The organism is Stenotrophomonas maltophilia (assembly GCF_002799155.1).
GTDB classification, from domain to species: domain Bacteria; phylum Pseudomonadota; class Gammaproteobacteria; order Xanthomonadales; family Xanthomonadaceae; genus Stenotrophomonas; species Stenotrophomonas maltophilia_R.
In genome coordinates, this window is sequence record NZ_NERD01000002.1 from 2,452,806 (window position 1) to 2,478,122 (window position 25,317).

Annotated in this window: 22 protein-coding genes; 7 read left to right on the forward strand and 15 right to left on the reverse strand. The window is 67.9% G+C overall.

The genetic code is table 11. The annotated features are described in order from the left end of the window. From B9Y82_RS12015 to efp, 4 genes are all read right to left on the reverse strand, one after another. Positions 1–696: a phosphoglycolate phosphatase gene (locus B9Y82_RS12015; protein ID WP_100473405.1), complete on the reverse strand. Its 696-nt coding sequence runs from the start codon at positions 694–696 to the stop codon at positions 1–3. Then, a complete protein-coding gene (ubiG, locus tag B9Y82_RS12020) occupies positions 693–1,409 on the reverse strand; it encodes a bifunctional 2-polyprenyl-6-hydroxyphenol methylase/3-demethylubiquinol 3-O-methyltransferase UbiG (RefSeq protein ID WP_100473406.1) in 717 nt (238 codons plus the stop codon). Before ubiG ends, B9Y82_RS12015 begins: the two co-directional genes overlap by 4 nt. 25 nt (positions 1,410–1,434) lie before the next feature. Further along, entirely contained in the window at positions 1,435–2,778 is a 1,344-nt protein-coding gene (locus B9Y82_RS12025; RefSeq protein ID WP_100473407.1) for a TRZ/ATZ family hydrolase, read from the reverse strand. 206 nt (positions 2,779–2,984) lie between these two features. Further along, positions 2,985–3,551 carry an elongation factor P gene (gene efp, locus B9Y82_RS12030; protein WP_005410381.1) on the reverse strand — a complete coding sequence of 189 codons (567 nt, stop codon included), beginning with the start codon at positions 3,549–3,551 and terminating at the stop codon, positions 2,985–2,987. Positions 3,552–3,647: 96 nt separating this feature from the next. Here efp and epmB point away from each other — a divergent pair, with 96 nt between their 5' ends. After that, on the forward strand, positions 3,648–4,688 hold the full coding sequence (epmB, locus tag B9Y82_RS12035) for an EF-P beta-lysylation protein EpmB (RefSeq protein WP_100473408.1): 1,041 nt from the start codon (positions 3,648–3,650) through the stop codon (positions 4,686–4,688). Positions 4,689–4,758: 70 nt separating this feature from the next. On the opposite strand, the gene B9Y82_RS12040 is transcribed toward epmB, so the two are convergent. The 3 genes from B9Y82_RS12040 to B9Y82_RS12050 form a co-directional block, all read right to left on the reverse strand. Further along, entirely contained in the window at positions 4,759–6,885 is a 2,127-nt protein-coding gene (locus B9Y82_RS12040) for a putative bifunctional diguanylate cyclase/phosphodiesterase (protein ID WP_100473409.1), read from the reverse strand. After that, positions 6,882–7,757, reverse strand: a complete 876-nt coding sequence (locus tag B9Y82_RS12045) for a phosphate/phosphite/phosphonate ABC transporter substrate-binding protein (RefSeq protein WP_238381601.1) — start codon at positions 7,755–7,757, stop codon at positions 6,882–6,884. The genes B9Y82_RS12040 and B9Y82_RS12045 overlap by 4 nt, the downstream gene beginning before the upstream one ends. Before the next feature lie 103 nt (positions 7,758–7,860). Then, a complete protein-coding gene (locus tag B9Y82_RS12050) occupies positions 7,861–8,631 on the reverse strand; it encodes an RNA methyltransferase (RefSeq protein ID WP_100473411.1) in 771 nt (256 codons plus the stop codon). 120 nt (positions 8,632–8,751) lie between these two features. Here B9Y82_RS12050 and B9Y82_RS12055 point away from each other — a divergent pair, with 120 nt between their 5' ends. Continuing rightward, a complete protein-coding gene (locus B9Y82_RS12055) occupies positions 8,752–9,579 on the forward strand; it encodes an inositol monophosphatase family protein (RefSeq protein WP_005417749.1) in 828 nt (275 codons plus the stop codon). A 675-nt stretch (positions 9,580–10,254) separates the two neighbouring features. On the opposite strand, the gene htpX is transcribed toward B9Y82_RS12055, so the two are convergent. Further along, on the reverse strand, positions 10,255–11,121 hold the full coding sequence (htpX, locus tag B9Y82_RS12060) for a protease HtpX (RefSeq protein WP_100473412.1): 867 nt from the start codon (positions 11,119–11,121) through the stop codon (positions 10,255–10,257). Between the two features lie 92 nt (positions 11,122–11,213). On the opposite strand from htpX, the gene gluQRS reads away from it, so the two are divergent. The 3 genes from gluQRS (at position 11,214) to phaR (ending at position 13,609) form a co-directional block, all read left to right on the forward strand. Further along, a complete protein-coding gene (gene gluQRS / locus B9Y82_RS12065; protein WP_100473413.1) occupies positions 11,214–12,134 on the forward strand; it encodes a tRNA glutamyl-Q(34) synthetase GluQRS in 921 nt (306 codons plus the stop codon). 17 nt (positions 12,135–12,151) lie between these two features. Then, positions 12,152–12,892, forward strand: coding sequence for an acetoacetyl-CoA reductase (gene phbB, locus B9Y82_RS12070; protein WP_100473414.1), 741 nt, complete (start codon positions 12,152–12,154; stop codon positions 12,890–12,892). 183 nt (positions 12,893–13,075) lie between these two features. After that, on the forward strand, positions 13,076–13,609 hold the full coding sequence (phaR, locus tag B9Y82_RS12075; RefSeq protein ID WP_100475222.1) for a polyhydroxyalkanoate synthesis repressor PhaR: 534 nt from the start codon (positions 13,076–13,078) through the stop codon (positions 13,607–13,609). Positions 13,610–13,683: 74 nt separating this feature from the next. On the opposite strand, the gene B9Y82_RS12080 is transcribed toward phaR, so the two are convergent. The 6 genes from B9Y82_RS12080 to B9Y82_RS12105 form a co-directional block, all read right to left on the reverse strand. Then, positions 13,684–14,640: a TraB/GumN family protein gene (locus tag B9Y82_RS12080; protein WP_100473415.1), complete on the reverse strand. Its 957-nt coding sequence runs from the start codon at positions 14,638–14,640 to the stop codon at positions 13,684–13,686. Positions 14,641–14,642: 2 nt separating this feature from the next. Then, on the reverse strand, positions 14,643–15,572 hold the full coding sequence (locus B9Y82_RS12085; protein ID WP_100473416.1) for a DUF1684 domain-containing protein: 930 nt from the start codon (positions 15,570–15,572) through the stop codon (positions 14,643–14,645). Positions 15,573–15,583: 11 nt separating this feature from the next. Beyond that, complete coding sequence (gene mutL / locus B9Y82_RS12090) at positions 15,584–17,485, reverse strand: DNA mismatch repair endonuclease MutL (RefSeq protein WP_100473417.1); 1,902 nt, start codon at positions 17,483–17,485, stop codon at positions 15,584–15,586. Between the two features lie 145 nt (positions 17,486–17,630). Further along, positions 17,631–19,193, reverse strand: a complete 1,563-nt coding sequence (locus B9Y82_RS12095) for an N-acetylmuramoyl-L-alanine amidase (protein ID WP_100473418.1) — start codon at positions 19,191–19,193, stop codon at positions 17,631–17,633. A gap of 82 nt (positions 19,194–19,275) precedes the next feature. After that, positions 19,276–19,758, reverse strand: coding sequence for a tRNA (adenosine(37)-N6)-threonylcarbamoyltransferase complex ATPase subunit type 1 TsaE (tsaE, locus tag B9Y82_RS12100; RefSeq protein ID WP_100473419.1), 483 nt, complete (start codon positions 19,756–19,758; stop codon positions 19,276–19,278). Further along, entirely contained in the window at positions 19,755–21,239 is a 1,485-nt protein-coding gene (locus B9Y82_RS12105) for an NAD(P)H-hydrate dehydratase (RefSeq protein WP_100473420.1), read from the reverse strand. The genes tsaE and B9Y82_RS12105 overlap by 4 nt, the downstream gene beginning before the upstream one ends. A 23-nt stretch (positions 21,240–21,262) precedes the next feature. Here B9Y82_RS12105 and queG point away from each other — a divergent pair, with 23 nt between their 5' ends. Both queG and xseA read left to right on the forward strand, forming a co-directional pair. After that, positions 21,263–22,333: a tRNA epoxyqueuosine(34) reductase QueG gene (queG, locus tag B9Y82_RS12110; RefSeq protein ID WP_100473421.1), complete on the forward strand. Its 1,071-nt coding sequence runs from the start codon at positions 21,263–21,265 to the stop codon at positions 22,331–22,333. 44 nt (positions 22,334–22,377) lie between these two features. Continuing rightward, positions 22,378–23,709 (forward strand): exodeoxyribonuclease VII large subunit, encoded by a 1,332-nt coding sequence (gene xseA / locus B9Y82_RS12115; RefSeq protein WP_100473422.1) that lies wholly within the window; start codon positions 22,378–22,380, stop codon positions 23,707–23,709. Between the two features lie 638 nt (positions 23,710–24,347). On the opposite strand, the gene B9Y82_RS12120 is transcribed toward xseA, so the two are convergent. Then, complete coding sequence (locus tag B9Y82_RS12120; protein ID WP_006457452.1) at positions 24,348–25,244, reverse strand: M48 family metallopeptidase; 897 nt, start codon at positions 25,242–25,244, stop codon at positions 24,348–24,350. Positions 25,245–25,317: the final 73 nt, after the last annotated feature.

Sequence of the window (25,317 nt, forward strand, 5' to 3'; positions counted from 1 at the left end):
TTACGGCTGGGCCGGGGCTGCCGGCCGGGTCGGCCACAGACTGGCCAGTTGCAGAAGTTCGGCGTTCTCGACCAGCACGTCGGCCTGCCACGCCAGCGGGTCGTCGCTGTGCAGGCGATAGCCCCACAGCGCCGCCACCGACGGCATGGCCGCGGCGCGCGCGGCAATGATGTCGCGCTCGTCGTCACCCACGTACACGCAGTCTCCGGCGGCAATGCCGATGGCCTGCGCAGCGTGCAGCAGCGGCAGCGGGTGTGGCTTGCGCTCGGCTAGGCTGTCCCCACCGACCAGCACCGCACAGCGCTGCTGCCAGCCATGCTGCGGCAGGATCAGGCGCGCCAGGTACTCGGGTTTGTTGGTGACGATGCCCCACACCGTACCGGCCTCATCCAGCGCGGCAAGCATGCCGGCCACGCCATCGAACAGCACCGCGTGCTGGCCGATCAACGCTTCGTAGCGTTGCAGGAATTCCGGGATCAGCGCATCGCGCGCGGCAACGTCCAGTTCCGGGAAGGCAGCCGAGACCATCGCCCGCGAGCCCTTGGAGACCACCGGGCGCAGCGCGGCCGGATCGACCGGGGCGCGTCCACGCTCGGCCAGCATCGCGTCGCAGGTAGCGACGAAGTCCGGCGCGCTGTCCAGCAGCGTGCCGTCCAGATCGAACAGCACTGCACGCGGGAAGCGGGAAGCGGTCATGCCGGCTTGACCGCGTAAGCCAGGTAGTTGATGTCGGTGCGGCTGCTCAGGCGGGCATGGTTGCGCCACGGCTCGTAGGCCATGCCGCTGACATCCACCAGCTGCATGTCGGCCTCGCGCAGCCAGCGCGCCAGCTCGGCCGGCTTGATGAATTCCTGGTAATGATGGGTGCCCTTGGGCAGCAGCCGTGCCACGTACTCGGCGCCGACAATGGCCACCGCGAAGGCAGCGGCAGTGCGGTTGATGGTCGACAGGAACAGGTGGCCGCCCGGCTTCAGCAGGCGCTTGCAGGCCTCGATGATCGCGCCCGGGTCGGGCACGTGCTCGAGCATTTCCATGCAGGTGACAACATCGAAACTACCCGGCTGCTCAGCGGCCAGCTCCTCGGCGGCCTGCACCCGGTAGTCGACCTGGGCGCCGCTTTCCAACGCATGCAGGCGTGCGACCTTGACCAGTTCCGGGGCCAGGTCGATGGCAGTCACGTCGGCGCCGGCCTGGGCCAGTGCCTCACTCAACAGGCCGCCACCGCAGCCGATGTCGAGCACGCGCGCACCGCGCAGCGGCACACGATCGGACACGTACTTAAGGCGTACCGGGTTCAGCGCATGCAGCGGCTTCTGCGGGCCGTCAGCGTCCCACCAGCGGTTGGCCAGTGCGGCGAACTTGTCCAGCTCGGCCTGATCGAAATTGGAGGAAGCGTGGGAGGCAGTCATGAGGGAGTCCTTGCGGCGCCGGGGTTCAGGCGCGGATATGACGGATGCGCTCGCGCCACTGGCGCGCGTTGGCGATGATGCCCGGCAGGTCCATGCCGACCAGCTCGCGCTGCACCAGCTTCGGCTTGCCGGCGATCCAGACGTCGCTGACCTGCTGGCGGCCGGTGGCGTACACCAGCTGCGACAGCACGTTGTGCAGCGGCTGGGTTTCCAGCGCGGACAGGTCGACGCAGACCAGGTCGGCCTGCTTGCCGGCTTCGATCGAGCCGATGCGGTCGCCGAAGCCCAGCGCGCGCGCGCCACCCAGCGTGGACGCGCGCAGCGTGGTCGCCGCGTCCAGTGCAGTGGCATCGTCGGCCACGGCCTTGGCCAGGATCGCTGCGGTGCGGTTCTCGCTGAACATGTCCAGGTCGTTGTTGCTGGCGCAGCCGTCGGTGCCGATCGCCAGGTTCACGCCGGCACGCTGCAGGGCGCAGGCCGGGCAGAAACCGGAGGCCAGCTTCAGGTTCGATTCCGGGCAATGCACCACGCTGACCCCACGTTCGGCGCACAGGTGGATCTCCGCATCGGTCAGCTGGGTCATGTGCACCGCGATCAGGCGGTCGTTGACCAGGCCGAGCCGGTCCAGCCGCGCCAGCGGGCGCTGGCCGTGCAGCTTGATCGAATCGTTGATTTCCTGCGCGGTCTCGTGGGTGTGCAGGTGCACCTGCATGTCGAGCTGGTCGGACAGCATCCGCACCCGCTCGAAGTTGGCATCGTTGACGGTGTACGGCGCATGCGGCGCGAACGCGGTGCCGATCAGCGGATCGGTGCGCCACTGGTCGTGCAGTTCACCGGCCTTGGCGAAGTACTCGTCGTCGGTCTTGGCCCAGGCGGTGGGGAAATCGATGATGACCGCGCCGACCAGCGCGCGGAAGCCGTGCTTCTTGTAGACCGCGGCCTGCACGTCGCCGAAGAAGTAGTTCTCGTTGGCGCAGGTGGTACCGCCGCGCAGCATCTCGGCGATGGCCAGGGTGGTGCCGTCGGCAACGAATTCGGGGCCGATCACCGCCGCTTCCACCGGCCAGATGTGCTGCTGCAGCCAGGTCATCAGCGGCAGGTCGTCGGCGACGCCGCGCAGCAGGGTCATCGGGTTGTGCGTGTGCGCGTTGACCAGGCCCGGCATCAGCGCAGCCTCGGGACGGCTGACCACCTGGGTGGCGCGGAACCGTGCGCGCGCCTCGGCACGCGGCAGGATGGCCACGATCTCGCTGCCACGCACGGCAACGGCATGGTCTTCCAGCACCACCGCATGCGGCTCGATCGGAACGACGTAACCGGCTTCGATGAGCAGGTCGCAGGCTTCGGGGAGGTGCGGGCTATCGCTCATGCGGGCTCACTGGCTGGGGGGCGGCGAGATACTTCTGGGGGACACGCCCCTGAGTCAGGGGCTGCCGCGAAGCGGCGGGGGCTGGAGACTCGTGAAGCGGGGCCCATGATCTGCCGAAGCAGATCATGGGAGCGCCAGCGCGAATGCGATGGCGCGTACCCGGCCAGCGGCCGGCACTACAGCAAGGTCGGCCTACGGCTGGAACCTTACTTGACGCGTGCGGAGTATTCGCCCGAACGGGTGTCGACGCGGATCACTTCGTCCTGGTTGACGAACAGCGGCACGCGGACCACGGCACCGGTTTCCAGGGTGGCAGGCTTGCCGCCGCCGCCCGAGGTGTCGCCACGGACGCCCGGATCGGTTTCGGTGATCTTCAGTTCAACGAAGTTCGGCGGCTGCACGAAGATCGGCTCACCGTTCCACAGGGTGACCACGCAGGACTCTTCGCCCTTCAGCCACTTCTCGGCGCCGCCCATGCCGGCCTTGGTGGCCTGGACCTGCTCGAAGGATTCCGGGTCCATGAAGTGCCAGTACTCGCCATCGCTGTACATGAAGTTCATGTCGGTATCGACGACGTCGGCTGCATCCAGCGAGTCGGTCGACTTCATGGTGACTTCCTGGGTACGGCCGTCCTTGATCAGGCGGTACTTCACGCGGGTGAAGGCCTGGCCCTTGCCCGGCTTGACGTATTCGGTGTCGATGATGACGGCCGGTTGGTTGTTGACCAGGATCTTCATCCCGTTCTTGACGTCGTTCATGCCGTAGCTGGCCATGCGTAAACTCCTGAGTGGCAAAAACGCCGCGGGTGCGGCGAGCCGTTAGAATGGAAAGCCCACCGGATGCCGGTGGGCGACTGTTTTTCTGCCCCCATGATAACCGCAGGCCCCCTCTCCATGCAGCTTTCCGCCTTCCCCCGGCCCCAGTCGCCAGGCGCGCCCGCGCGCTGGCAGCAGCTCTGGCGCCAGGCGCTGCGCGACCCGCACGCCCTGCTGGCCCGGCTGCAGCTGGACCCGGCGGCGCTGGGCGTCTCGGAGGCGGCCATGGCCCAGTTCGCGCTGCGCGTACCCGAGGGCTTCGTGGCGCGCATGCGCGTGGGGGATGCGGCCGACCCGCTGCTGCGCCAGGTGCTGCCGATCGACGAGGAAATGCGCCCGGCGCCCGGGTTCAGCTTCGATGCGGTGGGCGATGGTGCCGCCAAGAAGGCCACCGGCGTCATCCAGAAGTACCGTGGACGCGCCCTGCTGGTCGCCACCGGCAGCTGCGCGATCAACTGCCGCTACTGCTTCCGCCGCCACTTCGACTATGGCGCGGAGAACGCCGCCAAGGGCGGCTGGCAGGAGGCCGTAGCCGCCATCGCGGCCGACCCGGATATCGACGAGGTGATCCTGTCCGGCGGCGACCCGCTGTCGCTGGCCACGCACAAGCTGGCCGAGCTGACCGATGCGCTGCGCGCGATCCCGCACATCCGCCGCCTGCGCATCCATACGCGGCTGCCGATCGTGTTGCCGGAGCGCGTGGACGAGGAGCTGGTCTCCTGGCTGGGCAGCCTGCCGTGGCCGCTGGCGATCGTGGTCCATGCCAACCATGCCAATGAATTCGACGCCAGCGTGGACGCGGCAATGGCCCGCCTGCGCGGTACCGGCGCGCAGCTGCTGAACCAGGCGGTGTTGCTGCGCGGGGTCAACGACAGCGTGCAGGCCCTGCAGGACCTGAGCGAACGCAGCTTCGCCGCCGGCGTACTGCCCTACTACCTGCACCAGCTGGACCGGGTCGAGGGCGTGGCACACTTCGAAGTGGACGACACACAGGCGAAGGCGCTGATCGCCGGCCTGACCGCGCGCCTGTCCGGTTACCTGATCCCCAAGCTGGTGCGCGAACTGCCCGGCGACCCGAGCAAGCGCCCGGTGTAACAGAAAAGGGGACGGAGGGAATTAAGTCGCAAATGCATTTGCGACTTAATTCCCTCCGTCCCCTTTTCTGTCAGACGCCCGATTCGATCATCCGCACCACTTCGGTGGCGGTGACCGGATGGCTCAGCCAGTAGCCCTGGCCGAGGTCGCAACCACGCTGGGCCAGCAGCTCGAACTGCGCCTGCTGCTCGATGCCTTCGGCCACCACGGTAATGCCCAACGCGTGTGCCATGGCGATGATCGCCGTGGTCAGGGCGAGGTCGTCGGGATCGCGCTGCATGTCGGCCACGAAGCTCTTGTCGATCTTGACGCCATCCACCGGTACCTGGCGCAGATGGCTGAGACCGGAGAAGCCGGTACCGAAATCGTCCAGCCAGACCTTCACGCCGGTGCGGTGCAGCTTGTCCAGCAGCTGCGCGGCAACCATTTCGTCGCCGATCACCGCGGTTTCGGTCAGCTCCAGGTGCAGGCGCGAGGCCGGCAGGCCGGATTCGTGCAGGCACTGCGCAACCAGCGCCGGCAGTTCACCACCGCGCAGCTGCCGCGGCGATACGTTCACCGACACGAACAGATCATCGCCACCGGCCCCGCGTGGCCACTGCGAGGCTTCCATGCAGGCCGCACGCAGCACCTTCGGGCCAATGATCTCGATCAGCCCACTCTGCTCGGCCACTTCGATGAACACCGACGGCGGAATCGTGCCCAGGGTCGGATGCTGCCAGCGCAACAGCACTTCGACACCGATCATGCGGCGATCACGCATGCGGAAGATCGGCTGGTAGGCCAGGCGCAGCTCGCCGCGCTCCCAGGCCCCGCGCAACTCCTGCTCCATGTGCACGCGGCGCTCGACCGCATGGTCCATCGCCCGGCTGTAGTAGCGATAGCAGTTCTTGCCGGCCATCTTCGCCTGGTACATGGCGATGTCGCCGTTCTTCAGCAGCGTGGTCGCATCGGCGGCATCGTCGGGGAACAGGGTGACGCCGATCGAGGTGCCCAGGAACAGCTCGCGGCCCTGTACCACCAGGGGTTTGCCCAGTTCGCGCACCAGCACCTCGGCCAGCAGCCGCGCATTCGCGGCCACGTCGCCATCACCGACCAGGATCACGAACTCGTCGCCGCCGAAGCGGGCCAACAGTGCCTCATCGCCCCCCGCTTCGGCAACGGCGCGCCCGATGCGCTGCGCGAACTGCAACAGCGCCTCGTCACCTGCCTCATGCCCGAGGGTGTCGTTGACGCGCTTGAAGTCGTCGATATCGGCGAACAGCAGGCCCAGCCGATGGTTGGATGCGCGCGCCGCCATCAGGCGATGGTCCAGCGCTTCCCGGAACGCCAACCGATTGGTCAACCCGGTCAGCGCATCGGTATACGCCATGCGCCGTACCTCGCGGTCATGGCGGGCGATGGCATCGCGCATCCGGGCAAAACCGCGCACCAGCTCGCCGACCTCGTCGTCGCGGGTATTCTCGGCCAGGGGCGCCTGGTAGTCTCCCGCTTCGATGCGGCGCGCCGCAGCGGCCAGGTCCCGGATCGGCGCAACCAAGGTGCGCTGGACGTACAGGATCACCACCACGCCGATCACCACCAGCAGGCCCAGCATCAGCAGCAACCAGCCCAGGTGGCGGCTGCCGACCTGCTGCAGGCGTTCGCCGAGCGTGGCATTGGCTGCCTGTTCGCGCTGCTGCACCTCATCCAGGGCCATGCCGACGCGGACGCCGCCGATGCGCTGGTTGCCGACCATGATCGGCATGGTGTTGTCGAGCACCTTGGGCGATTCCTGCACCACCAGCGCCTGCGCCGCTGCGGCCTTGGGCGCCAGCGGGTCGGCCATCGGCTGGCCGAATCCGGACACCTCGATCGAGCCGTCATGCACCAGCCGGCCACGTTCGTCGAACACCAGCACATAGCGCACGACCGGCTGCCGTGCGGTGCTGCGCACCAGCGCACCAACCTGGTCCAGGTCGCGGTAGTACAACGGGTTGGCCAGCGCATCGGACAGCTCCCGCGCCATTGCCTCGCCGCGGCTGCGCACACTGCGGTCGAACAGTTCATGGATGACGCCGCCACTGAGGTTGCGCACCTCACCCTGCATTGCCGCCTGACGCCCCAGCAACACCGCCAGGATCGCCACCACCACGACCATCGCCCCGCCCATCGCGAGCAGGAACCGGGCCTGCATTCCCGAGCCGAGCCACTTCATTCCACTTCCATCCGCACGCGCGTCAATCCTTGTTTCAATTCATCCAGCCGCTGCTGCGCATGCGCATCGACGCGGTGGAAACCGGAAGTGCCGAAAAACCGATGCAACGCCCCCTGTGCCTGCGGGTCGCTGGCTGCCTGCAGCAGCACTTGCTGCAGGCGATCGCGCACCCGTGGGTCAAGGTCGGCGCGGACCATCTCCACCGCACGCGGGTAGGGTTCGGTGCGCAACAGCTCGCGGAAATCGCGCCGGAACGCTGCCGGCATCCGTCGTTCGTCGTTCCAGTCCACGCTGCTCACCGCCCCCACCTCGACCAGGCCCTTGTGCACGAACGTAGCGATGTTCAACTCGCTGCGCGCGAACACATACCCCACGCTGTCCCGGCCCGGCACGTCCCACACGCCGGCCAGGATCTGCGGCGCCAACCCCTCCTGCAGCAACGTCATCACAGGCACCAGGTAGGCACTGGTCGACGCCGTGTTCTGCAGCGCCAGGCGGTGCCCACGCAGATCCTGCACGCGCTGGATCGAACTGTCGCTGCGCACGAAGAACACCGTCTGGTACTCGCGCACGCCATTGCGCTCGGTCAGCAGCAGCGGCCGTGCGCCACTGCGCTGGCCCAGTGCCACCGCCGTGCCCGACGTTTCCGTGACCCAGTCGACCCGCCCCCGCCGCAGATAGCTGGCCATCTGCTGTGGATCGCGTGCCATCAGGATCCGTCCCTCCTTGATGCCGACGTCGTGCATGCGTGCCACCACATAGTCCAGCAACGGCTGCAGCTGTTCGTAATGGGCCTTGGGATCATCGCTGATCCGGCCCAGCACCAGCACCGGGTCCGGTGCTGCATGCACCGTCCCGGCCAGCAGGATCATGACCAGGCTCAGCAGTCCCCTCTGCACTGCCCTTCGCAGACCCGACACAGGCTTCATCCCCCCTGGGTATCGAGACAGACTACCCGAAATAATGAGAACGTCGTCAGCTGTTCTTGTTGCCCGCCTGTGCCAGTCGCGCCATGCGCTGGGTGTCGGCAAGGATGCCGCGCAGCAGGCGCACTTCCTGCTCGCTCGGCTCGCTGCGCAGGAACAGGCGGCGCAGCTTGCGCATCGCCGATTCCGGCGCGCGGCCCTTGTGGAAATCGATCTCGTCCAACGTGTCGCCGAGCTGGGCGAAGAAGCTCTCCATCTGCTCGTGGCTGGCCGCCTGTTCGCGGAAACCCGGTTCGGCGCCGGCAGCCGGCTGCGTGCCCAGAAGCTGCATGCGCGTTTCATAGGCCAGCACCTGCACCGCGGCAGCCAGGTTGAGCGAGCTGAACTCCGGGTCGGACGGGATATGCACCGCCGCGTGGCAGAGCTGCAGTTCCTCGTTGGTCAGGCCGGTGCGCTCACGGCCGAACACCAGCGCCACCTCGGCCCCTTCGCCGGCCTTGGCCACTGCACGGGCGGCGGCATCGGCCGGCAGGTACTCCTCCAGCTGGACGCGGCGGGCACGGGCGGTGCAGCCCAGCACCAGGCGGCAATCGGCCACGGCCTCGGCCAGGGTGGCCACCACCGGGGCGTCCCCCAGCACGTCTTCGGCGCCGGCCGAGCGGCGGAAAGCCTCCTCGTCCAGCGGTTTCTCGGGGGCGACCAGCACCAGGCGGGCCAGGCCCATGGTCTTCAGGGCGCGGGCGGCGGCCCCCATGTTGCCGGGGTGTTGGGTACCGACCAGAACGAATCGGAGGCGGGTGGCGGCGGGAAACTGGGACATGAACAGGGAAAAGGTCGAGCTGGACGATGACCAATGGTAAACTGTGCGGCCGGCCACTGCGCCGGACCCGCTCTTTTCCCCCGCCAGTCCTTCTCTTCTGCCTTTCCGGGAGCCCACGCCATGCAGAAACCCGCCGTAACCGTCATGGTCAAGGCCGCCCGCCTCGCCGGCAACGTCCTGTTGCGCAACATCAACAAGCTCGAGGCACTGAACGTGGTGCAGAAGGGCCGGATGGACTACGCCAGCGAAGTGGATGCGGACGCGGAAAAGGTCATCGTCAAGGAACTCAAGCGCGCTTACCCGGACTACGGCATCTTCGGCGAAGAAGGCGGCGTGCAGGGCGAGCGTCGCCAGATGTGGGTCATCGACCCGCTGGACGGCACCAGCAACTACCTGCGCGGCGTGCCGCACTACTGCGTGTCGATCGCCCTGGTCGAGAACGGCGAGCCGACCGATGCGGTCATCTTCGACCCGCTGCGCAATGAACTGTTCACCGCCAGCCGTGGTGCCGGCGCCGTGCTGAACGACCGCCGCATCCGCGTGGCCGACCGCAAGGATCTGGAAGGCACCATGATCCACACCGGCTTCGCCCCGCGCGAGCGCAGCCGCGCCAGCGCCCAGCTGAAGGCGGTCGACGCCCTGCTGGTGCACGGCGAGGACATCCGCCGCACCGGCTCGGCCGCGCTGGACCTGGCCTACGTGGCCTGCGGACGCGCCGATGCCTACTTCGAAGCCGGCGTGAAGGCATGGGACATCGCTGCCGGCCTGCTGCTGGTCCGCGAGGCCGGTGGCAAGGTCTGCGACTTCAAGGGCGCAACCCTGGGCCGCATGGACAACCGTGGCCCGGAGACCCACCAGATCGTGGCCGGCAACCTGAAGGTGGCCGAGTCGCTGCAGAAGGTGCTGGTCAACACCGGCTACGCCGCCGAGTTCGACGCGAAGTTCTGAGATTCCGTGTAAAGCGGTTGATGGAGACGGCACCTGCGAGGGTGCCGTTTTCGTTTGCGCGCACGGAGATTCGTTTCCGCGACTGCGGAGGGGTGTCACTTTCTTTGCGCGCAAAGAAAGTAACCAAAGAAACGCTCCGCCAGCCGCGAGCCGGCGTGCTGCGCACGCCGGTGCCCTGTGCTTCTCGGCGAATCAGGGGACGGCGCCGAACTCGCTGCGCTCAAACACCGGCGCCTCTTCGCCCCTGATTCCCCTGCGATGCTCGGCTCGCTCAAGGCGGACTGGAAGGTCAAGATCAACGGCAACGGCATCCACGCGTGGCATGGATCAACCGGATGCGGCTGTGGCATTTGACCTTGGGTCCGCCTTGAGCGAGCCGAGCACCGCAGGTCCGGCGAGGGCGAAGAGGTGCGGGTGTCTGAGCGCAGCGAGTTCCCGCACCGTCCCTCGACGGACCGAGGAGCGCAGGGGACCGATGCGCAGCATCGGCTCGCGCCCCGGCGGCGTGTTTCTTTGGTTACTTTCTTTGCACGAGCAAAGAAAGTGACACCTCCGCAGTCGCGGAAACGACTCTCGCCAGATCGTATCCGGCATCACCAATGCATCGGCGCGCAAACAAAAACGCCCGGCGCGAGGCCAGGCGTTCCTGCACTACCGTGGAAGTACGGAAGAAGCTTACGCCACCGTCGACGCCCGCAGCGCGGCGATGCGCTCTTCCAGCGGCGGGTGGCTCATGAACAGCTTCTTCGCCGTCGAACCGGAAATGCCGAAGGCGGCGATCTGGGTCGGCAGCGTGCTCTGGCCGTGGTTGAGCTGCAAGCGCTCCAGCGCGGCGATCATCTTCTGGCGGCCGGCCAGCGAGGCGCCCCCCGCATCGGCGCGGAACTCGCGGTGGCGCGAGAACCACATCGAGATCATCGTGGCGAACAGGCCGAACACCATCTCCAGCACGAACACGATGATGTAGTAGGCGAAGCCGCGACCGCCGCCTTCGCGGTTGCCCGACAGTGCGCTGTCGATGACGCCGCCGACCACGCGTGCCAGCACGATGACGAAGGTGTTCAGCACACCCTGCAGCAGTGCCATGGTGATCATGTCACCGTTGGCGACGTGGGCGATCTCGTGGCCCAGCACCGCTTCGGCCTCGTCTTCGCTCATGTTGTGCAGCAGGCCGGTGGACACCGCCACCAGCGCGTTGTTGCGGTTGGCGCCAGTGGCGAAGGCATTGATCTCCGGGCCGTCATAGACCGCCACCTCAGGCATGCCGATGCCGGCCGCCTTGGCCTGGCGCTCGACGGTGGCCAGCAACCAGCGCTCGGTCTGGTTGCGCGGCTCGGTGATCACCACCGCACCGGTGGAACGCTTGGCCATCCACTTGGACAGCAGCAGTGAGATGAAGGATCCACCGAAGCCGAAGATCGCGGCCATGACCAACAGGCCGCTCATCTGGCTCGGATTGACCCCCAGCAGCGACATCACGATGCTGGCGAGGATCAGGACCGCGAAGTTGGTCGCCAGGAACAGGGCAATGCGGGTAAACATGGGAAAATCCGGCTCGGAAGGGGTCGATACCGTCAATTTGCGGTGTGGTCAGCTTGAATTCAAGCGCCAACCTGACCGACGATTCAGCCAGCATGACCTCCCCCATTCCCTGCGGCCGCTTCGCGCCCTCGCCGACCGGCCTGCTCCACCCCGGATCCCTGCTTGCCGCCTTCGGCAGCTGGCTGCTTGCCCGCCATCACGGCGGCCTGTGGCGGCTGCGCATTGAGGATGTCGATCCGCCGCGTACCGTGCCCGGGGCAGCGGACTCGCAACTTCAGGCGCTGGCCGCGTTCGGTCTGGTCCACGACGGCCCGGTCCTCTGGCAGAGCTCACGCGGCGAGGCCTACCAGGCTGCCCTGGACGTGCTGCTGGCCAGCGACCTGGCCTTCATCTGCCACTGCAGCCGCAGCGAACTGGCCGCCAGCGGTGGCATTCACCATCGCTGCGTTGCACGGCAGGCACGACCGGACCCCGCCGTCCGCTTCCGCGTGCCGCGCGGCAGCATCGTGCACTTCAATGATGGCCTGCGAGGGCCGCAGCAGCAGGACGTGCATGCCGAGGTTGGCGACTTCGTGCTGCGCCGTGCGGATGGCTGCTGGGCCTACCAGTTGGCCGTGGTGGTCGATGACGCCGCACAGGGCGTGACCGAAGTGGTGCGCGGCGCCGACCTGCTCGATTCCACTGCGCGGCAGATCCTGCTGCAGCAGGCGCTGGGCCTGCCGGTACCGCGCTACTGGCACCTGCCGCTGCTGCTCGATGCCCCCGGCCACAAACTTTCCAAGTCGCTGGCGTCGCTGCCGGTGGACAGTACGCATCCGCTGCCCGTGCTGCGCCAGCTCTGGCAGCTGCTGGGCCAGGCGCCTGCCGCACTGGAAGGTGCCCACGACCTGCGTGCATTGCTGGCCGCCGCTCGACAGGCCTTCGACCCTGCCCAGCTGCCGCGTGCCGACATCCTGCTGCCGGCCGGCGCACTTTCCGCGCCGATGTTGCAGAATCCCCCTTCCCCCACCTGATACCCGGACAGCATTCCATGACATCTCGCGTCGCACTGGTCACCGGCGGAACCGGCGGCATCGGTACCGCCATCTGCCAACGCCTGGCCGACCAGGGCCACCGGGTCGCCACCAACTACCGCGACGAGGCCAAGGCCCGCGCCTGGCAGCAGGCGATGACCGAACGCGGCTACAGCGTGTCGATCTTCCCGGGCGACGTCTCCGATCCGGACAGCGCCGAAGCGCTGGTGTGCGCGGTCGAGGCCGAACTGGGTCCGGTCGAGATCCTGGTCAACAACGCCGGCATCACCCGCGACACCACGTTCCACCGCATGCGCGCGGACCAGTGGCACGATGTGATCAACACCAACCTCAACTCGGTGTTCAACGTCACCCGGCCGGTCATCGAGGGCATGCGCCGCCGCGGCTGGGGCCGGGTCATCCAGATCAGCTCGATCAACGGCCTCAAGGGCCAGTACGGCCAGGCCAACTACGCGGCGGCCAAGGCCGGCATGCACGGCTTCACCATCTCGCTGGCCCGCGAGAACGCCGGCTTCGGCATCACCGTCAACACCATCTCGCCCGGCTACGTCGCCACCGACATGGTGATGGCGGTGCCGGAAGACGTGCGCGCCAAGATCATCGCCGACATCCCCACCGGACGCCTCGGCAAACCGGAGGAAATCGCCTACGGCGTCTCGTTCCTGGTCGCCGACGAAGCCTCGTGGATCACCGGTAGCAACCTGGACATCAACGGCGGCCACCATATGGGTTGGTAAGCCGCGCAGCGGGCCCTCGCGGCGAACGCCGCCGGCCCCTGCCATGAGTCATGCTGCGCAACACGCAAACCCTTGTTGCGCAACATGATCACCGCCGAAAGCCAAGCCTGGCGGGGGCTGAGGCGGTTGCAACGGCTGCTGCACTGCGCCATGCTGCGCGTCTACTGTGACGAGTACCGCTTCATGGCTGCGACCCGCATCATCAAGAAGTATCCGAACCGCCGTCTCTACGACACCGAGATCTCCAGCTACATCACCATCGAGGACGTGCGCCAGCTGATCCTGGACGGTGAAGACTTCGAAGTCCGCGACGCCAAGAGCGGCGACGACCTCACGCGATCGGTCCTGCTGCAGATCATCGCCGACCAGGAACAGGACGGCGAACCGATGCTGTCCACCCAGCTGCTGAGCCAGCTGATCCGCTTCTACGGCGATTCCCTGCAGGGCTTCATGGGCAACTACCTGGAGCGCAGCATGCAGGTCTTCCTCGACCAGCAGCAGCAGTTCCGCCAGCAGATGGGCAACCTGCTGGGCCAGACCCCGTGGGCGATGATGAACCAGCTGACCGAGCGCAACCTGGAGCTGTGGCAGGAATTCCAGCGCAGCATGGGCAGCGGCTTCGGTGGCCCGCGACCGGGCGGCACCGGAACGGGGACCGGCACCGGCAACAAGCCCGGCGAACCGGGCACCAGCACCGGCGGCAAGACCCGCCGCTGAGTTGCAGCAACGGCTGATACGAAAACGGCGCGCCCCTGGCGCGCCGTTCTGTTTCGCATCACGCCGACGATGCGTCAGCGTTTCGCCTTGCACCCCGTGCACACGCGCTCGACCTTGTAGCCCTTCGCCTTCAGCTTCTCGACCACGCCATCACTGCCCAGCAGGTGCAGCGTGCCGACCACCACCAGCGTACCGCCCTGCCCGGCCTGAAGGTACGGCTGCAGCTTCGGCACCCAGGCATCATTGCGCCCGGTGTTGATGCGCTGATACAGCTGCGGATACTGCTGGCGCATCTCCGCCGCCATCTTGGTCCACAGCAGGCGTTCGTCGCCGCGCCGCCATGCATCATGCAGCAGCCGCGCCTGCTCGTCGGACTTGCCGGCCTGGTCCAGCGCTTCGGCCAGCATCTGCCGCTGTTCCTGCACCGTCATCCCGTCGAGCATGCCGATCTGGGTGTCGATGTCTTCCAGTCCGGCCGTCTTGCGGCCGGTCTTCTGCGCGCGCTCCATGAAGTGGCGGTCCAGGCCCAGCGCCGGGTCCAGGCCCAGCTTCTGCATCTGCCCGACCGAAATGCTCAGGCCCACGAACCAGGCCTTCATGCCCTGCATCTGTGCCAGTGGCAGCTTGTTCTCGGCGGCAAAGGCCTGCAGCTTCTGCCAGGTCGCAGCGTCGAGATCACGCTTGAGCTCGCTGCCATCGGTGCGGGTCGCGGCCTGCACCATGCGGCTGGCCAGCTGTGGCGACTGCATGTCTTCCGGCGACAGTTCGAACACCACCCGCTGCGAGGCTTCGAACGCCTGTTCGACATCGGGCGACAGCGGGTAGTCCTGCGGTTTCAGCAGATGGAACGACCCCAGCAGGTACACGCGTGCATCGCCCGGGCCGGTGACTTTCCACAACAGCGGTACGGGCGGCTTGGCCGCCACGGCGGCCGCGGCCGTGGCGCCCGGCGCATCGCGGGCAGTGGCCAGGGGTGCCATCGCGCACGCAGCCATCAGCAGCGCGGCACGGAGCAGATGTTTGATCGGCATGGTCAGCCTTCTCCTTCAGGCAGGTGGTAGGCCTTCTCGCCCGCTTCAACGGGCAGGTCCAGCCGGTTTTCGGGCGGCGCCAGCGGACAGGTAGCGTAGGCGGTGAATGCGCACGGTGGATTGTAGGCATGGTTGAAATCGATGCGCACGGTGCCGTCTGCAGTGGGTGCATCGGTATCCAGGTAGCGCCCGGCCGGATAGCTGCCGCGGCCGCTGGTGCGGTCAGCGAAGATCAGGAACAGCGGCTGCCCGGGCGCACCGATCGCTTCCAGCCGCCAGCTGCGGCCATCACGCTCGAACTCGACCACGCCGGCATTGGGCATTTCGGTGGTCAGGCCGGTGATGTCGACGATCGGCAGGGTTTTGCCCGGCGGGTGCGCGATGAAGCGCGCCTGCACCTGCCAGTCCGCGCCGCCCGGCCAGTACTGCAGGCCGGCGAAATCACGGCGTGCGGCGGCATCGGCATGCTTGACCCGCAGCGCGTCCCGCGGCCCCCGGCGAATGATGCTGAGCTGGCCCTTGCCCCCATCGAAGGCCAGCAGCGTCGGCTGCGCGTCCTTGTCGGTGTCGATGCGGGTGCGGCCGCGCACCGGCTGGCCATCATGGCTGACATCGGCACCGGCTTCAGGCGTGAACCACCACTGGGTGCCTTCGCGGCGCAGCAGGCCCAGCTTGTCCGGGCCGACCGTCAGGCGGATGCCGTTGGTGGCGCCGCTGCCAACGAAATGGGATTTGTTCTGCAGCCAGTGCAGGCCGACCAGGGCCGTCCAGCCATCGGGCCGGGTCAGGTCCTGGTAGCGCGCAACACGCCATTGCTGCTGCGCGGCCGCGTAGGCTGGATCTTCAACGGCCGCCGGCGCCGGCGGTGTTGCCGGGCTGCAGGCGGCCACCACCACGGCGGCCAGCAGGCCGGCCATTCCCCGATAACGCATCAATGCTCCCCTCAACGTCCGCGCAGGAACCAGCGGTCGATCTCCGCCAGCGAAAAACGGGCCCAGGTCGGTCGGCCGTGGTTGCACTGGCCGGACCGTTCGGTGATTTCCATGTCGCGCAGCAGCGCGTTCATTTCCGGCACGGTCAAGCGCCGGTTGGCACGCACCGCGCCATGGCAGGCCATGGTCGACAGCAGTTCGTCGCGTGCACTGGCCACGCGGCGGCTCTGGCCATGCTCGCGCAGATCGGTCAGCACGTCGCGCAACAGCCCTTCCGGTTCGGCATGCGCCAGCAGCGCCGGAATGCTGCGCACGTGCAGCGAGCCGGGGCCGGCACGGGTCACCTCGAAGCCGAGCGTGGCCAGCGTTTCGGCTTCGGTCTCAGCGGTATCTGCCTCGCGCTCACCGACCGCCAGCGTGATTGGTACCAGCAGCGGCTGCGACTGCAGGCCGATGCCATCATGCGCGTTTTTCAGGCGCTCGTAACCGATGCGCTCGTGCGCCGCATGCATGTCGACCACGATCAGGCCTTCGGCGTTCTCGGCCAGGATGTAGATGCCGTGCAGCTGCGCGATCGCGTAACCCAGCGGTGGCACGCCTGCGTCGGCACTGGTGACCGGCAGCCCGTTCTCGGTCGGCATGGGTGGCAGTGCCGCTGCACGCTCGGCACCGGCCGGCGTGGCATACAGCGCGGCATAGGCAGCCGGTGCATCGGCCACCTGCAGGCCCAGTGGCTGCTGCGGTCGCCACCCGGAGAATCCACCACCACCGCCGGAGCCGGCACCGGGTGCCGGACCGCGCACCAGCCCGAAACCGGAGGCGCCCGCACTCGATGCCGTGGCGGCAGCCGTGGCATCCGCCGGAAGCACCGGGCCAGCACCGATCTCCTGCGCCGACATGCCGGCGCGGGTATCGGCCAGCGCATCCTTCAGCGTGCGGTAGACGAAATCATGGACCAGCCGCGAATCACGGAAGCGCACCTCGTGCTTGGCCGGATGCACGTTGACGTCGACGCGGGTCGGGTCCAGTTCGAGGAACAGTACATAGGCCGGCTGGCGGCCGTGGTACAGCACATCGCCGTAGGCCATCTTCACTGCGTGGGCGACGCTGCGGTCACGCACCGAACGTCCATTGACGTACAGGTACTGCTGGTCGGCGCTGGCCCGTGAATAATGCGGCTGTGCGATCCAGCCATGCAGGCGCAGGCCGGCACCACTGTGGTCCACCCGAACGGCCTGGTTGGCGAAATCCTCGCCCAGCGTTTCGGCAAGGCGCGCATCGGAATACAGATCGCCCGGCTTGTAGCGGCGCGAAGCCTTGCCGTTGTGCGACACGCGTAGCTCGACATCCGGCCGTGCCAGCGCCAGTGAACGCAGCCACTCTTCAATATGGCCCAGTTCGGTGCGCTCGGCGCGCAGGAACTTGCGCCGCGCCGGCACGTTGTAGAACAGCTCGCGCACTTCCACCGTGGTGCCCGGCGCATGCGCGCGCGGGGTCACCTCGCCGATCTTGCCGCCTTCAATCTGCAGTGCGGAACCATGCTCGTCGTGCGCCCGGCGCGAGGACAGGGTGAAGCGGCTGACCGACGCGATCGACGGCAACGCTTCACCACGGAAACCGAGGGTAGCCACCGATTCGAGATCATCCAGGTCAGCGATCTTGCTGGTGGCATGGCGCGACACCGCCAGTGGCAACTGTTCCGGTGCGATGCCACTGCCGTTGTCGCGGATGCGGATCAGGCGGACACCGCCCTCCTCAAGGTCGATATCGACGCGGCTGGCGCCGGCGTCGATCGCGTTCTCGACCAGCTCCTTGACCACCGACGCAGGACGTTCGACCACTTCGCCTGCGGCGATCTGGTTGATCAGGATCTCCGGCAACGGCCGGATCGGGCGCGGACCGGGCGCGCTCATGTGGGGTGATGGGCAGCAGACTTCATGAGTCGATGATAGCGGAGCGGCCGCTTGTAGGGTCGAACCATGCTCGACTGCGGCTGACCGTCGACCCGCCGGTTGACCCGGGAGTCGGCATGACTCGACTCTGCAGAAAACGGACGCGTTACTTGCTGCCGCCGGCCATGGTGGCAGCAGCGTCGATCTCGGCCTGGGCCCGGGCGGCATACAGCGTGCCCGGTGGCGGCTGGCGGCTGAAGAAGGTGTGCACGCCATCCAGCACCGCGCCAGCGATCTTGCGCTGGTACGCCGGGTCGATCAGGCGGCGCTCTTCATCCGGATTGGAGATGAACGCGGTTTCCACCAGCATCGCCGGCATGTCCGAAGTGCGCAGCACCGCGAAGTTGGCGCGTTCGATGTTCGGCTTGTGGTTGTTGCCGATCCGCTTCAGGCCGCCCAGCACGTGGCCGGCCGCGTCTTCAGACGCCTTCATGTAGCCACTCTGCGCCAGATCCAGCAACACGTTGGCCAAGGTGCCTTCGGTCTGCTGCAGGCGCACGCCACCGACCAGGTCGGCCGCGTTTTCCTTGTCCGCCAGCCAGCGGGCGCGCTGCGAAGAGGCGCCCTTGGTCGACAGCACGTAGACCGACGAGCCCGTGGCCGAACGGTTTTCAGCCGCGTCGGCATGGATCGAGATGAAGATGTCCGCCTTGTTCGCACGCGCCTTCTGCGCACGCATGGGCAGCGGAATGAACACGTCGCTGTCGCGCGTCAGATAGGCCTTCAGGCCCGGCGTGGCGTTGACCTGACGGGCCAGCTCGCGCGCCACCGCCAGGGTGACATCCTTCTCGCGCTTGCCGGTCGGGCCGATCGCACCCGGGTCCTGGCCGCCGTGGCCGGGATCGATCGCCACCACCAGGTGGCGCATGCCGGCCTGCATGCGGATACGCGACGCATCGCTGGGCATTGCCGGACGCGGCGGCTCGGCCGGCTTCGGTGCCGGGGTGGGCACCGTGGCTGGCGGCGTGGTCACCACCGCCGCGGTGCGCTGGCCGGCGAGGATCGCGGCCGGCGAGGACGAGGGCGTGCTGCTGGCGCTGACGCCGGCCGCAGCAACCTGGGCCGGCGCGGTGGCCGGTGCCGGGGTCGGCGTTGCCGGTGCGGCGGCGGTGGCGCTGGCCTGCTGCTGTACCTGTGCGGTCAGCAGGGCTGTGGCACGCGCGGCATCGGTGCGCGACTGCGCACTCTCGGCCGGAGTGGGTGCAGGCCCCGCAGCGGGTGCCTGCGGCTGCACGGCCGGCGTCGTCGCGGGGCGACTGGTGGCCACGGCCGGGCCATCACCCGGCCATTCGATCACCAGCTTGGATTCATTGCCCTCGCGCTGCATCTGCGGGCGGAACGGCGCCACCGATTCGGCGAGGTCGAAAACAACGCGGAACGTTCCCGGAACCGGCTGTCCGGTACGCACCGCCGTGACCACGCCCTGCGCGGCCGGCATCTTCAGGTTGCGTATGGCGCTGGAGTCCGGGAAATCGACCACCAGGCGGTTCGGGCCGGCCAGCGACAGCGTCTTGTAGCCGCCGCTGCCGACCAGCGATATCTCGGCACGGGTGCCGGTAGCGCCAGTATTCAGCAGGACCTGGCGGACTTCACCCGCCCACGCACTGACGCTCGCCAGACCCAGTCCGACGGCGGCACAGATGGCGATGAGACGGTTCCCCGGGCGCATGGCTCAGGATTCAATCACCCCGCTGAACGGAATGCAACACCTTTTTCCTTAATAATCCGTAACCTGCCGGTGTTTGTTCTCGTCAACCAACAGAAATGGCCTGCAAGTCGCCCCCCTTGGGAAGCCGTTCCAGCCATTCACGTCCTATGTCGCTGGCCCCAGTGAGACGGACGCGACGCCCCTGCCCCTCGATCTCCAGCGCCACCACCAGGTCGGTCGGCGGCAGCGCGCCAGCGCCGCGTTCCGGCCATTCCACCAGCCACAATACTGCGCCGCCCTCATCCAGGCCGAGGAAATCGAGCTCGCCGGCCTGGCCGATCCGGTACAGATCAAGATGCCAGGCCTCGCCCCCGCTGGCCAATGGATAGCGCTCGACCAGGGTATAGGTCGGGCTGCGGATCGCACCCTGCACGCCCAGCGCGCGCAGCAGCGCACGGGCCGTGGTGGACTTGCCGGCACCCAGGTCGCCGCGCAGCTCGATCAGTGCCTGCGGCGGCCGCGTAGCCGCCAGCCACTGCCCGAGCAGTTCAGTGGCATCGCTGTCGGCAAGGAAGAAATCGGTCATGGAGAGAGTTCCGGGTTGGCCAGTCGCCGCAGCGGCACCAGCAGATCAGTTGGGAGCAGGCCGCGCGCGCCGTCGGCGGCGGCGATATCGCCGGCCAGTGCATGCAGCAGCGCGCCAGCGGCGGCGGCATCGAAGGCGGCCAGGCCCTGCGCGCGCAGGCTGGCGATGATGCCTGTCAGCAGGTCACCCATGCCACCCACAGCCATACCGGGATTGCCGGCAGCAATCAGTCGTGGCCGTTGCCCGGGCGCTGCGACGATGCTGCCGGCGCCCTTCAGCACCACCACCGCGTGGAAGCGCCCGGCGAGCGTCTGCGCACAGGCAAAGCGATCGGCCTGGACGTCAGCGGTCCTGCAACCGAGCAGGCGCGCGGCCTCGCCCGGATGAGGCGTAAGGATGGCGTCGGGCAGCGCGCGCGGATCCTGCGCCAGCAGGTTCAGTGCATCGGCATCGATCACCAGCGGCTTGCCACACAACAGCACCCGCGCTAACAGTGCGCGTGCCCACTCGTCCTGGCCCAATCCAGGCCCGATCGCCACCACCTTGGCTTTGTCCAGAAGTGCCGGCAGCGCATCACCATCTTCCAGCGCATGGGTCATCGCCTCTGGCAGGCGCGCCAGCAACGGGCCGACGTGATCGCGACGGGTGCCCAGGCTCAGCAGCCCCGCACCCGCTCGCAACGCAGCTTCGGCCGCCATCGCGACGGCACCGCCGCTGCCATGGTTGCCGCCGACGCACAGCACGTGCCCGGATTCGCCCTTGTGGGTATTGGCACGGCGCGGCGGCAACAGTGGCGGCAAGCGAGCCTGGGTCCAATGCTCCGCGGCGGGTGACACGCCCTGCCATGCGGCCGCGGGTAGCTGCAGCGGCGCCAGCGCCTTCCGCCCGCAATGATCCAGCGCATCGCCGGTATACAGCCCGCGATGCGGCACGATGAACTGCAGGGTCAGTGCCGCCCTCACCGCCTCGCCCGGTACGGCGCCGCGGTCGGCATCCACGCCACTGGGGACGTCCAGCGCCAGCACCGGTGCCGCCTGCACATTGAGCGCGACAATCAGCGCCTGCGCGACGCCTTCCGGCGCGCGATCGAAGCCCAGGCCGAACAGGGCATCGACCCAGATATCGGCCTCGGGCAGCGCGCCGCCGAAATCGGTGATGGTGCCGCCGTCGGACTTGAATTCCGATGCTGCGCGCCGTGCCAGCACGGTTGACGGCGACTTCCCCGGCAAGGCGATCACCATCACCTCGCGTCCGGCCTGCAGCGCGTGTCGGGCCAGCACATGGCCATCGCCGCCGTTGTTGCCCGCACCGACCACCACACCGATCCGCTGCGCCTGCGGCCAATGCTGCAGCAGGCACTGCCAGGCGGCCTGCCCGGCCTGCGCCATCAGGCCCCAACCGCCCTCGGCGGCCAGCGCCGAGGCCTGCGCATCAAGCGCACGCGCGGCAGCGGAATCAAAAAGATCGGCAAGGTTGGCCATGCAGGGATTTTATACTGGTGCACATGTCCCCCGCCCCCGCCCCTGTCGATCCGGCCCAGGCCGTGCAGCGCATCCGCGAACTGGCCCGTGCGCATGGCTTCCAGCGCTGCGGCATCGCCGGCATCGAGCTGGGCGAGGATGAAGCGCACCTGGCCGACTGGCTGGGCCAGGGCCTGTACGGCACGATGGACTGGATGGCGCGCCACGGCACCCTGCGCGCGCGCCCGGCCGAGCTGCTGCCCGGCACCGTACGGGTGATCTCGGTGGGCATGGACTACAGCCACAAGGACGACACCGAAGCCTGGGCAACCCTGGCAGACCCGGGCCGCGCCTACGTGGCCCGCTACGCATTGGGCCGCGATTACCACAAGCTGATGCGCAACCGCCTGCAGAAGCTGGCCATGCAGATCAACGATGAAGTGGCACCGCTGGGCTACCGCGTGTTCGTCGATTCTGCGCCCGTGCTGGAACGTGCACTGGCACGCAACGCCGGCCTCGGCTGGATCGGAAAGCACACCTGCCTGATCGACCGCCATGGCGGTTCGTGGTTCTTCATCGGCGAGATCTACATCGATATCCCCCTGCCGATCGATACGCCAGCCACGGCGCACTGCGGCACCTGCACGCGCTGCATCGATGTCTGCCCCACCCAGGCCATCATCGGCCCGCAGCGGCTGGATGCGCGGCGCTGCATTTCCTACCTGACCATCGAGCACGACGGTGCCATCCCCGAGGACATGCGCCCGCTGATCGGCAACCGCATCTATGGCTGTGACGACTGCCAGCTGGTCTGCCCTTGGAACAAGTTCGCCAAGCGCACCGACGAAGCCGACTTCCGCGCGCGCAACAATCTCGACACCGCGCGGCTGGACCAGCTGTTCGCCTGGGACGAGGCAGAATTCCTGCGACGCACCGAAGGCAGCCCGATCCGGCGCAGCGGCCATGAGCGCTGGCTACGCAACATCGCCGTGGCGTTGGGCAATGCGCCATCCACCACCGAAGCGCTGGCCGCGTTGCATACCCGCGTCGATGATCCCTCGCCGTTGGTGCGTGAACACGTGCAGTGGGCGCTGGGCCAGCACACGGTGCGCTGACGTGCGATCCTGAGTCCCCGTTCCGCCCGCAGCACGCCGTTCCCATGCAGCCACGCAACAACGACATCCTCACCCCCAGCCAGCTCAACACGCTGGCCCGCGACCTGCTGGAAGGCAGCTTCCCGGCGATCTGGGTCGAGGCCGAGCTGGGCAGCGTGGCGCGCCCAGCCTCCGGACACCTCTACTTCACCCTGAAGGATGCGCGCGCGCAGCTGCGTGCGGCCATGTTCCGGATGAAGGCGCAATACCTGAAGTTCGTCCCGCGCGAAGGCATGCGCGTACTGGTGCGCGGCAAGGTGACCCTGTACGACGCCCGTGGCGAGTACCAGATGGTGCTTGACCACATGGAGGAAGCCGGCGAAGGCGCACTGCGCCGCGCCTTCGAGGAACTGAAGGCACGGCTGGAAGCCGAAGGCCTGTTCGACCCGGCGCGCAAGCGGCCACTGCCGGTGCACGTGCAGCGCCTGGCGGTGATCACCTCGCCCACCGGCGCTGCCGTGCGCGACGTGCTGAGCGTGCTCGGCCGCCGCTTCCCGCTGCTGGAAGTAGACCTGCTGCCGACCCTGGTGCAGGGCAGCAGCGCCGCCGCACAGATCACCCGCCTGCTGCAGGCAGCCGATGCCAGTGGCCGCTACGACGTGATCCTGCTGACCCGCGGTGGCGGTTCGCTGGAAGACCTGTGGGCGTTCAACGATGAAGCGCTGGCCCGCGCCATCGCCGCCAGCCGCACCCCGGTGGTTTCGGCGGTCGGCCACGAAACCGACTTCAGCCTGAGCGACTTCGCCGCCGACCTGCGCGCGCCAACGCCATCGGTGGCGGCCGAACTGCTGGTACCCGACCAGCGCGAACTGGCGCTGCGCGTGCGCCGCACGGCCGCGCGCATGGTGCAGCTGCAACGGCATGCGATGCAGCAGGCCATGCAGCGCGCCGACCGCGCCCTGCTGCGCCTGAACGCACAGAGCCCGCAGGCGCGGCTGGACCTGCTGCGCCGCCGTCAGCTGGACCTGGGCCGGCGCCTGCATGCCGCGTTCAACCAGCAGCAGGAGCGCCGTTCAGCGCGCCTGCGTCATGCGGCGGCGGTGCTGCGCGGGCACCATCCGCAGCGCCAGCTCGACACGATGCAGCGCCGTCTGGCCGCCCTGCGCGGGCGGCCGCAGGCAACCATGCAGCGACTGCTGGAGCGCGATGCACTTCGCCTGCGCGGGCTGGCGCGTTCGCTGGAAGCGGTCAGCCCGCTGGCGACCGTGGCCCGCGGCTACAGCATCCTCACCCGCAGTGACGACGGCACCCTGGTGCGGAAGATCGATCAGGTACAACCCGGTGACGCACTGCAGGCCCGCGTTGGCGACGGCGTGATTGACGTGCGGGTCAAGTAGAAGGGGGTTCGGCAGGGCTGCGCCCTGCACCTGCAGAGGCTTCAAGCCAAGGCAACGTCAACGTCAACGTCAAAAGCGTGCATTCCGTGGGATGGTGGGGCGGTGTCGGAGTGCGGGGACGCTGCAAGTACGTCCCTGTAAGCTTGGCAGCCGCTTGCTCGTGTGCGCAGTCCTGCGCACACGGCAAGACCGGGGTTGGGCGTCCTGCCCAACCCGCCCGAGGCATGCCTCGGGCCCATGCGGCTGACACCCCGCACTCCGACACCGCCCCACCTCTGACAGATTCCGGAGGCTGTTGGTAGGTGTCGACCTTGGTCGACACGGCAGATCCACGCCATGCGTGGATGAATCTCTGTCAGATATCGAATCAATTCGGGGTCAGATCCGTTTTCCTACGGAAAACGGATCTGACCCCGCGCAATTCCGACAGATCGCAGACATCTGTCGAAGGCGGGGTGGGTCCGGTTGCGGGAGTGTCCGCGGCATGGATGCCGCGGCCAAGCCCCCATGGACGGGTTTACGGCGTCTCCCGCAACCGGACCCACCCCGCCATCCCGCGGAATGCATGCTGTTGCTGTTGCTGTTGCTGTTGCTCTGGCTTCGGCGGGTGCAGGGCCGCAAGCCCTGCCGAACACCCCCTACTTTGCCTGCTCGCAGAATTTCTGCCGGTATTCGAGCGCCTTCGGCATCAGCGCCTGCAGGTTCTGGATACGGGTACCCGGGTTCGGGTGGGTAGAGGCGAACTCCGGCGGCGACTGGCCGCCGCTGGCCTGGCCCATGCGCTGCCACAGGGGCACCGCCTCGCGTGGATCGAAGCACGCCGCAGCAGCCAGCATCAGGCCCACTTCGTCGGCCTGCGTCTCGTGGCTACGCGCATACGGCAGCAGGTAACCGTAGCCCATCGCCGACATCATCATCTGTTGCTGCTGCGCATCCATGCCGCTGGCGGCGCCGGCCACCTGCCCGATCTGGGTCAGCTTCTGCTGGGCCATGCGCTGTGCACCATGGCGCAGCAGCGCATGGGCGATCTCATGGCCCATCACCACCGCCATCGCATCGCGGGTGCGCGCCACCGGCACCAGTCCGGTGTAGACCGCCATCTTGCCGCCCGGCAGGCAGAACGCATTGGCCTGGTCGGACGGGATCACATTCACTTCCCACTGGAAATCCCGGGCGAAATGCGCAGGCTGCACGCCGTGCTCCTGCGCCAGCGCGGTCTCCACCACGTCGACCTTGGCGATCAGGCGCTGCGCGATGTCGCGCACATCGCGCGCGATCGGCGCATTCGGATCCATCGGCCGTTCCTGCGACAGGATCTGCTGATAGGCCTGCAACCCCAACGCGGTCTCCTGGCGCGCATCCAGGCTGCTGTCGATCATCACCTTCTCGCCGGTGTAAGGGTCGACCGTACGATTGGAGAACCAGTAGAACACCGCATAGCCGGCCGCCAACAGCAGCACCCACCAACGGATGTTGCCGAACAGGCCGCGCCGTTGCGGGCCTTGCGGCGAGCGGGAGAAGGGATCGTTGCGCATCGGGCGGTCTTCCGGCAGGCCCCGCCGGCTGGCGGGCACGGCGCAATCTTAGTGCGCCGATGCGTGCAGCGGG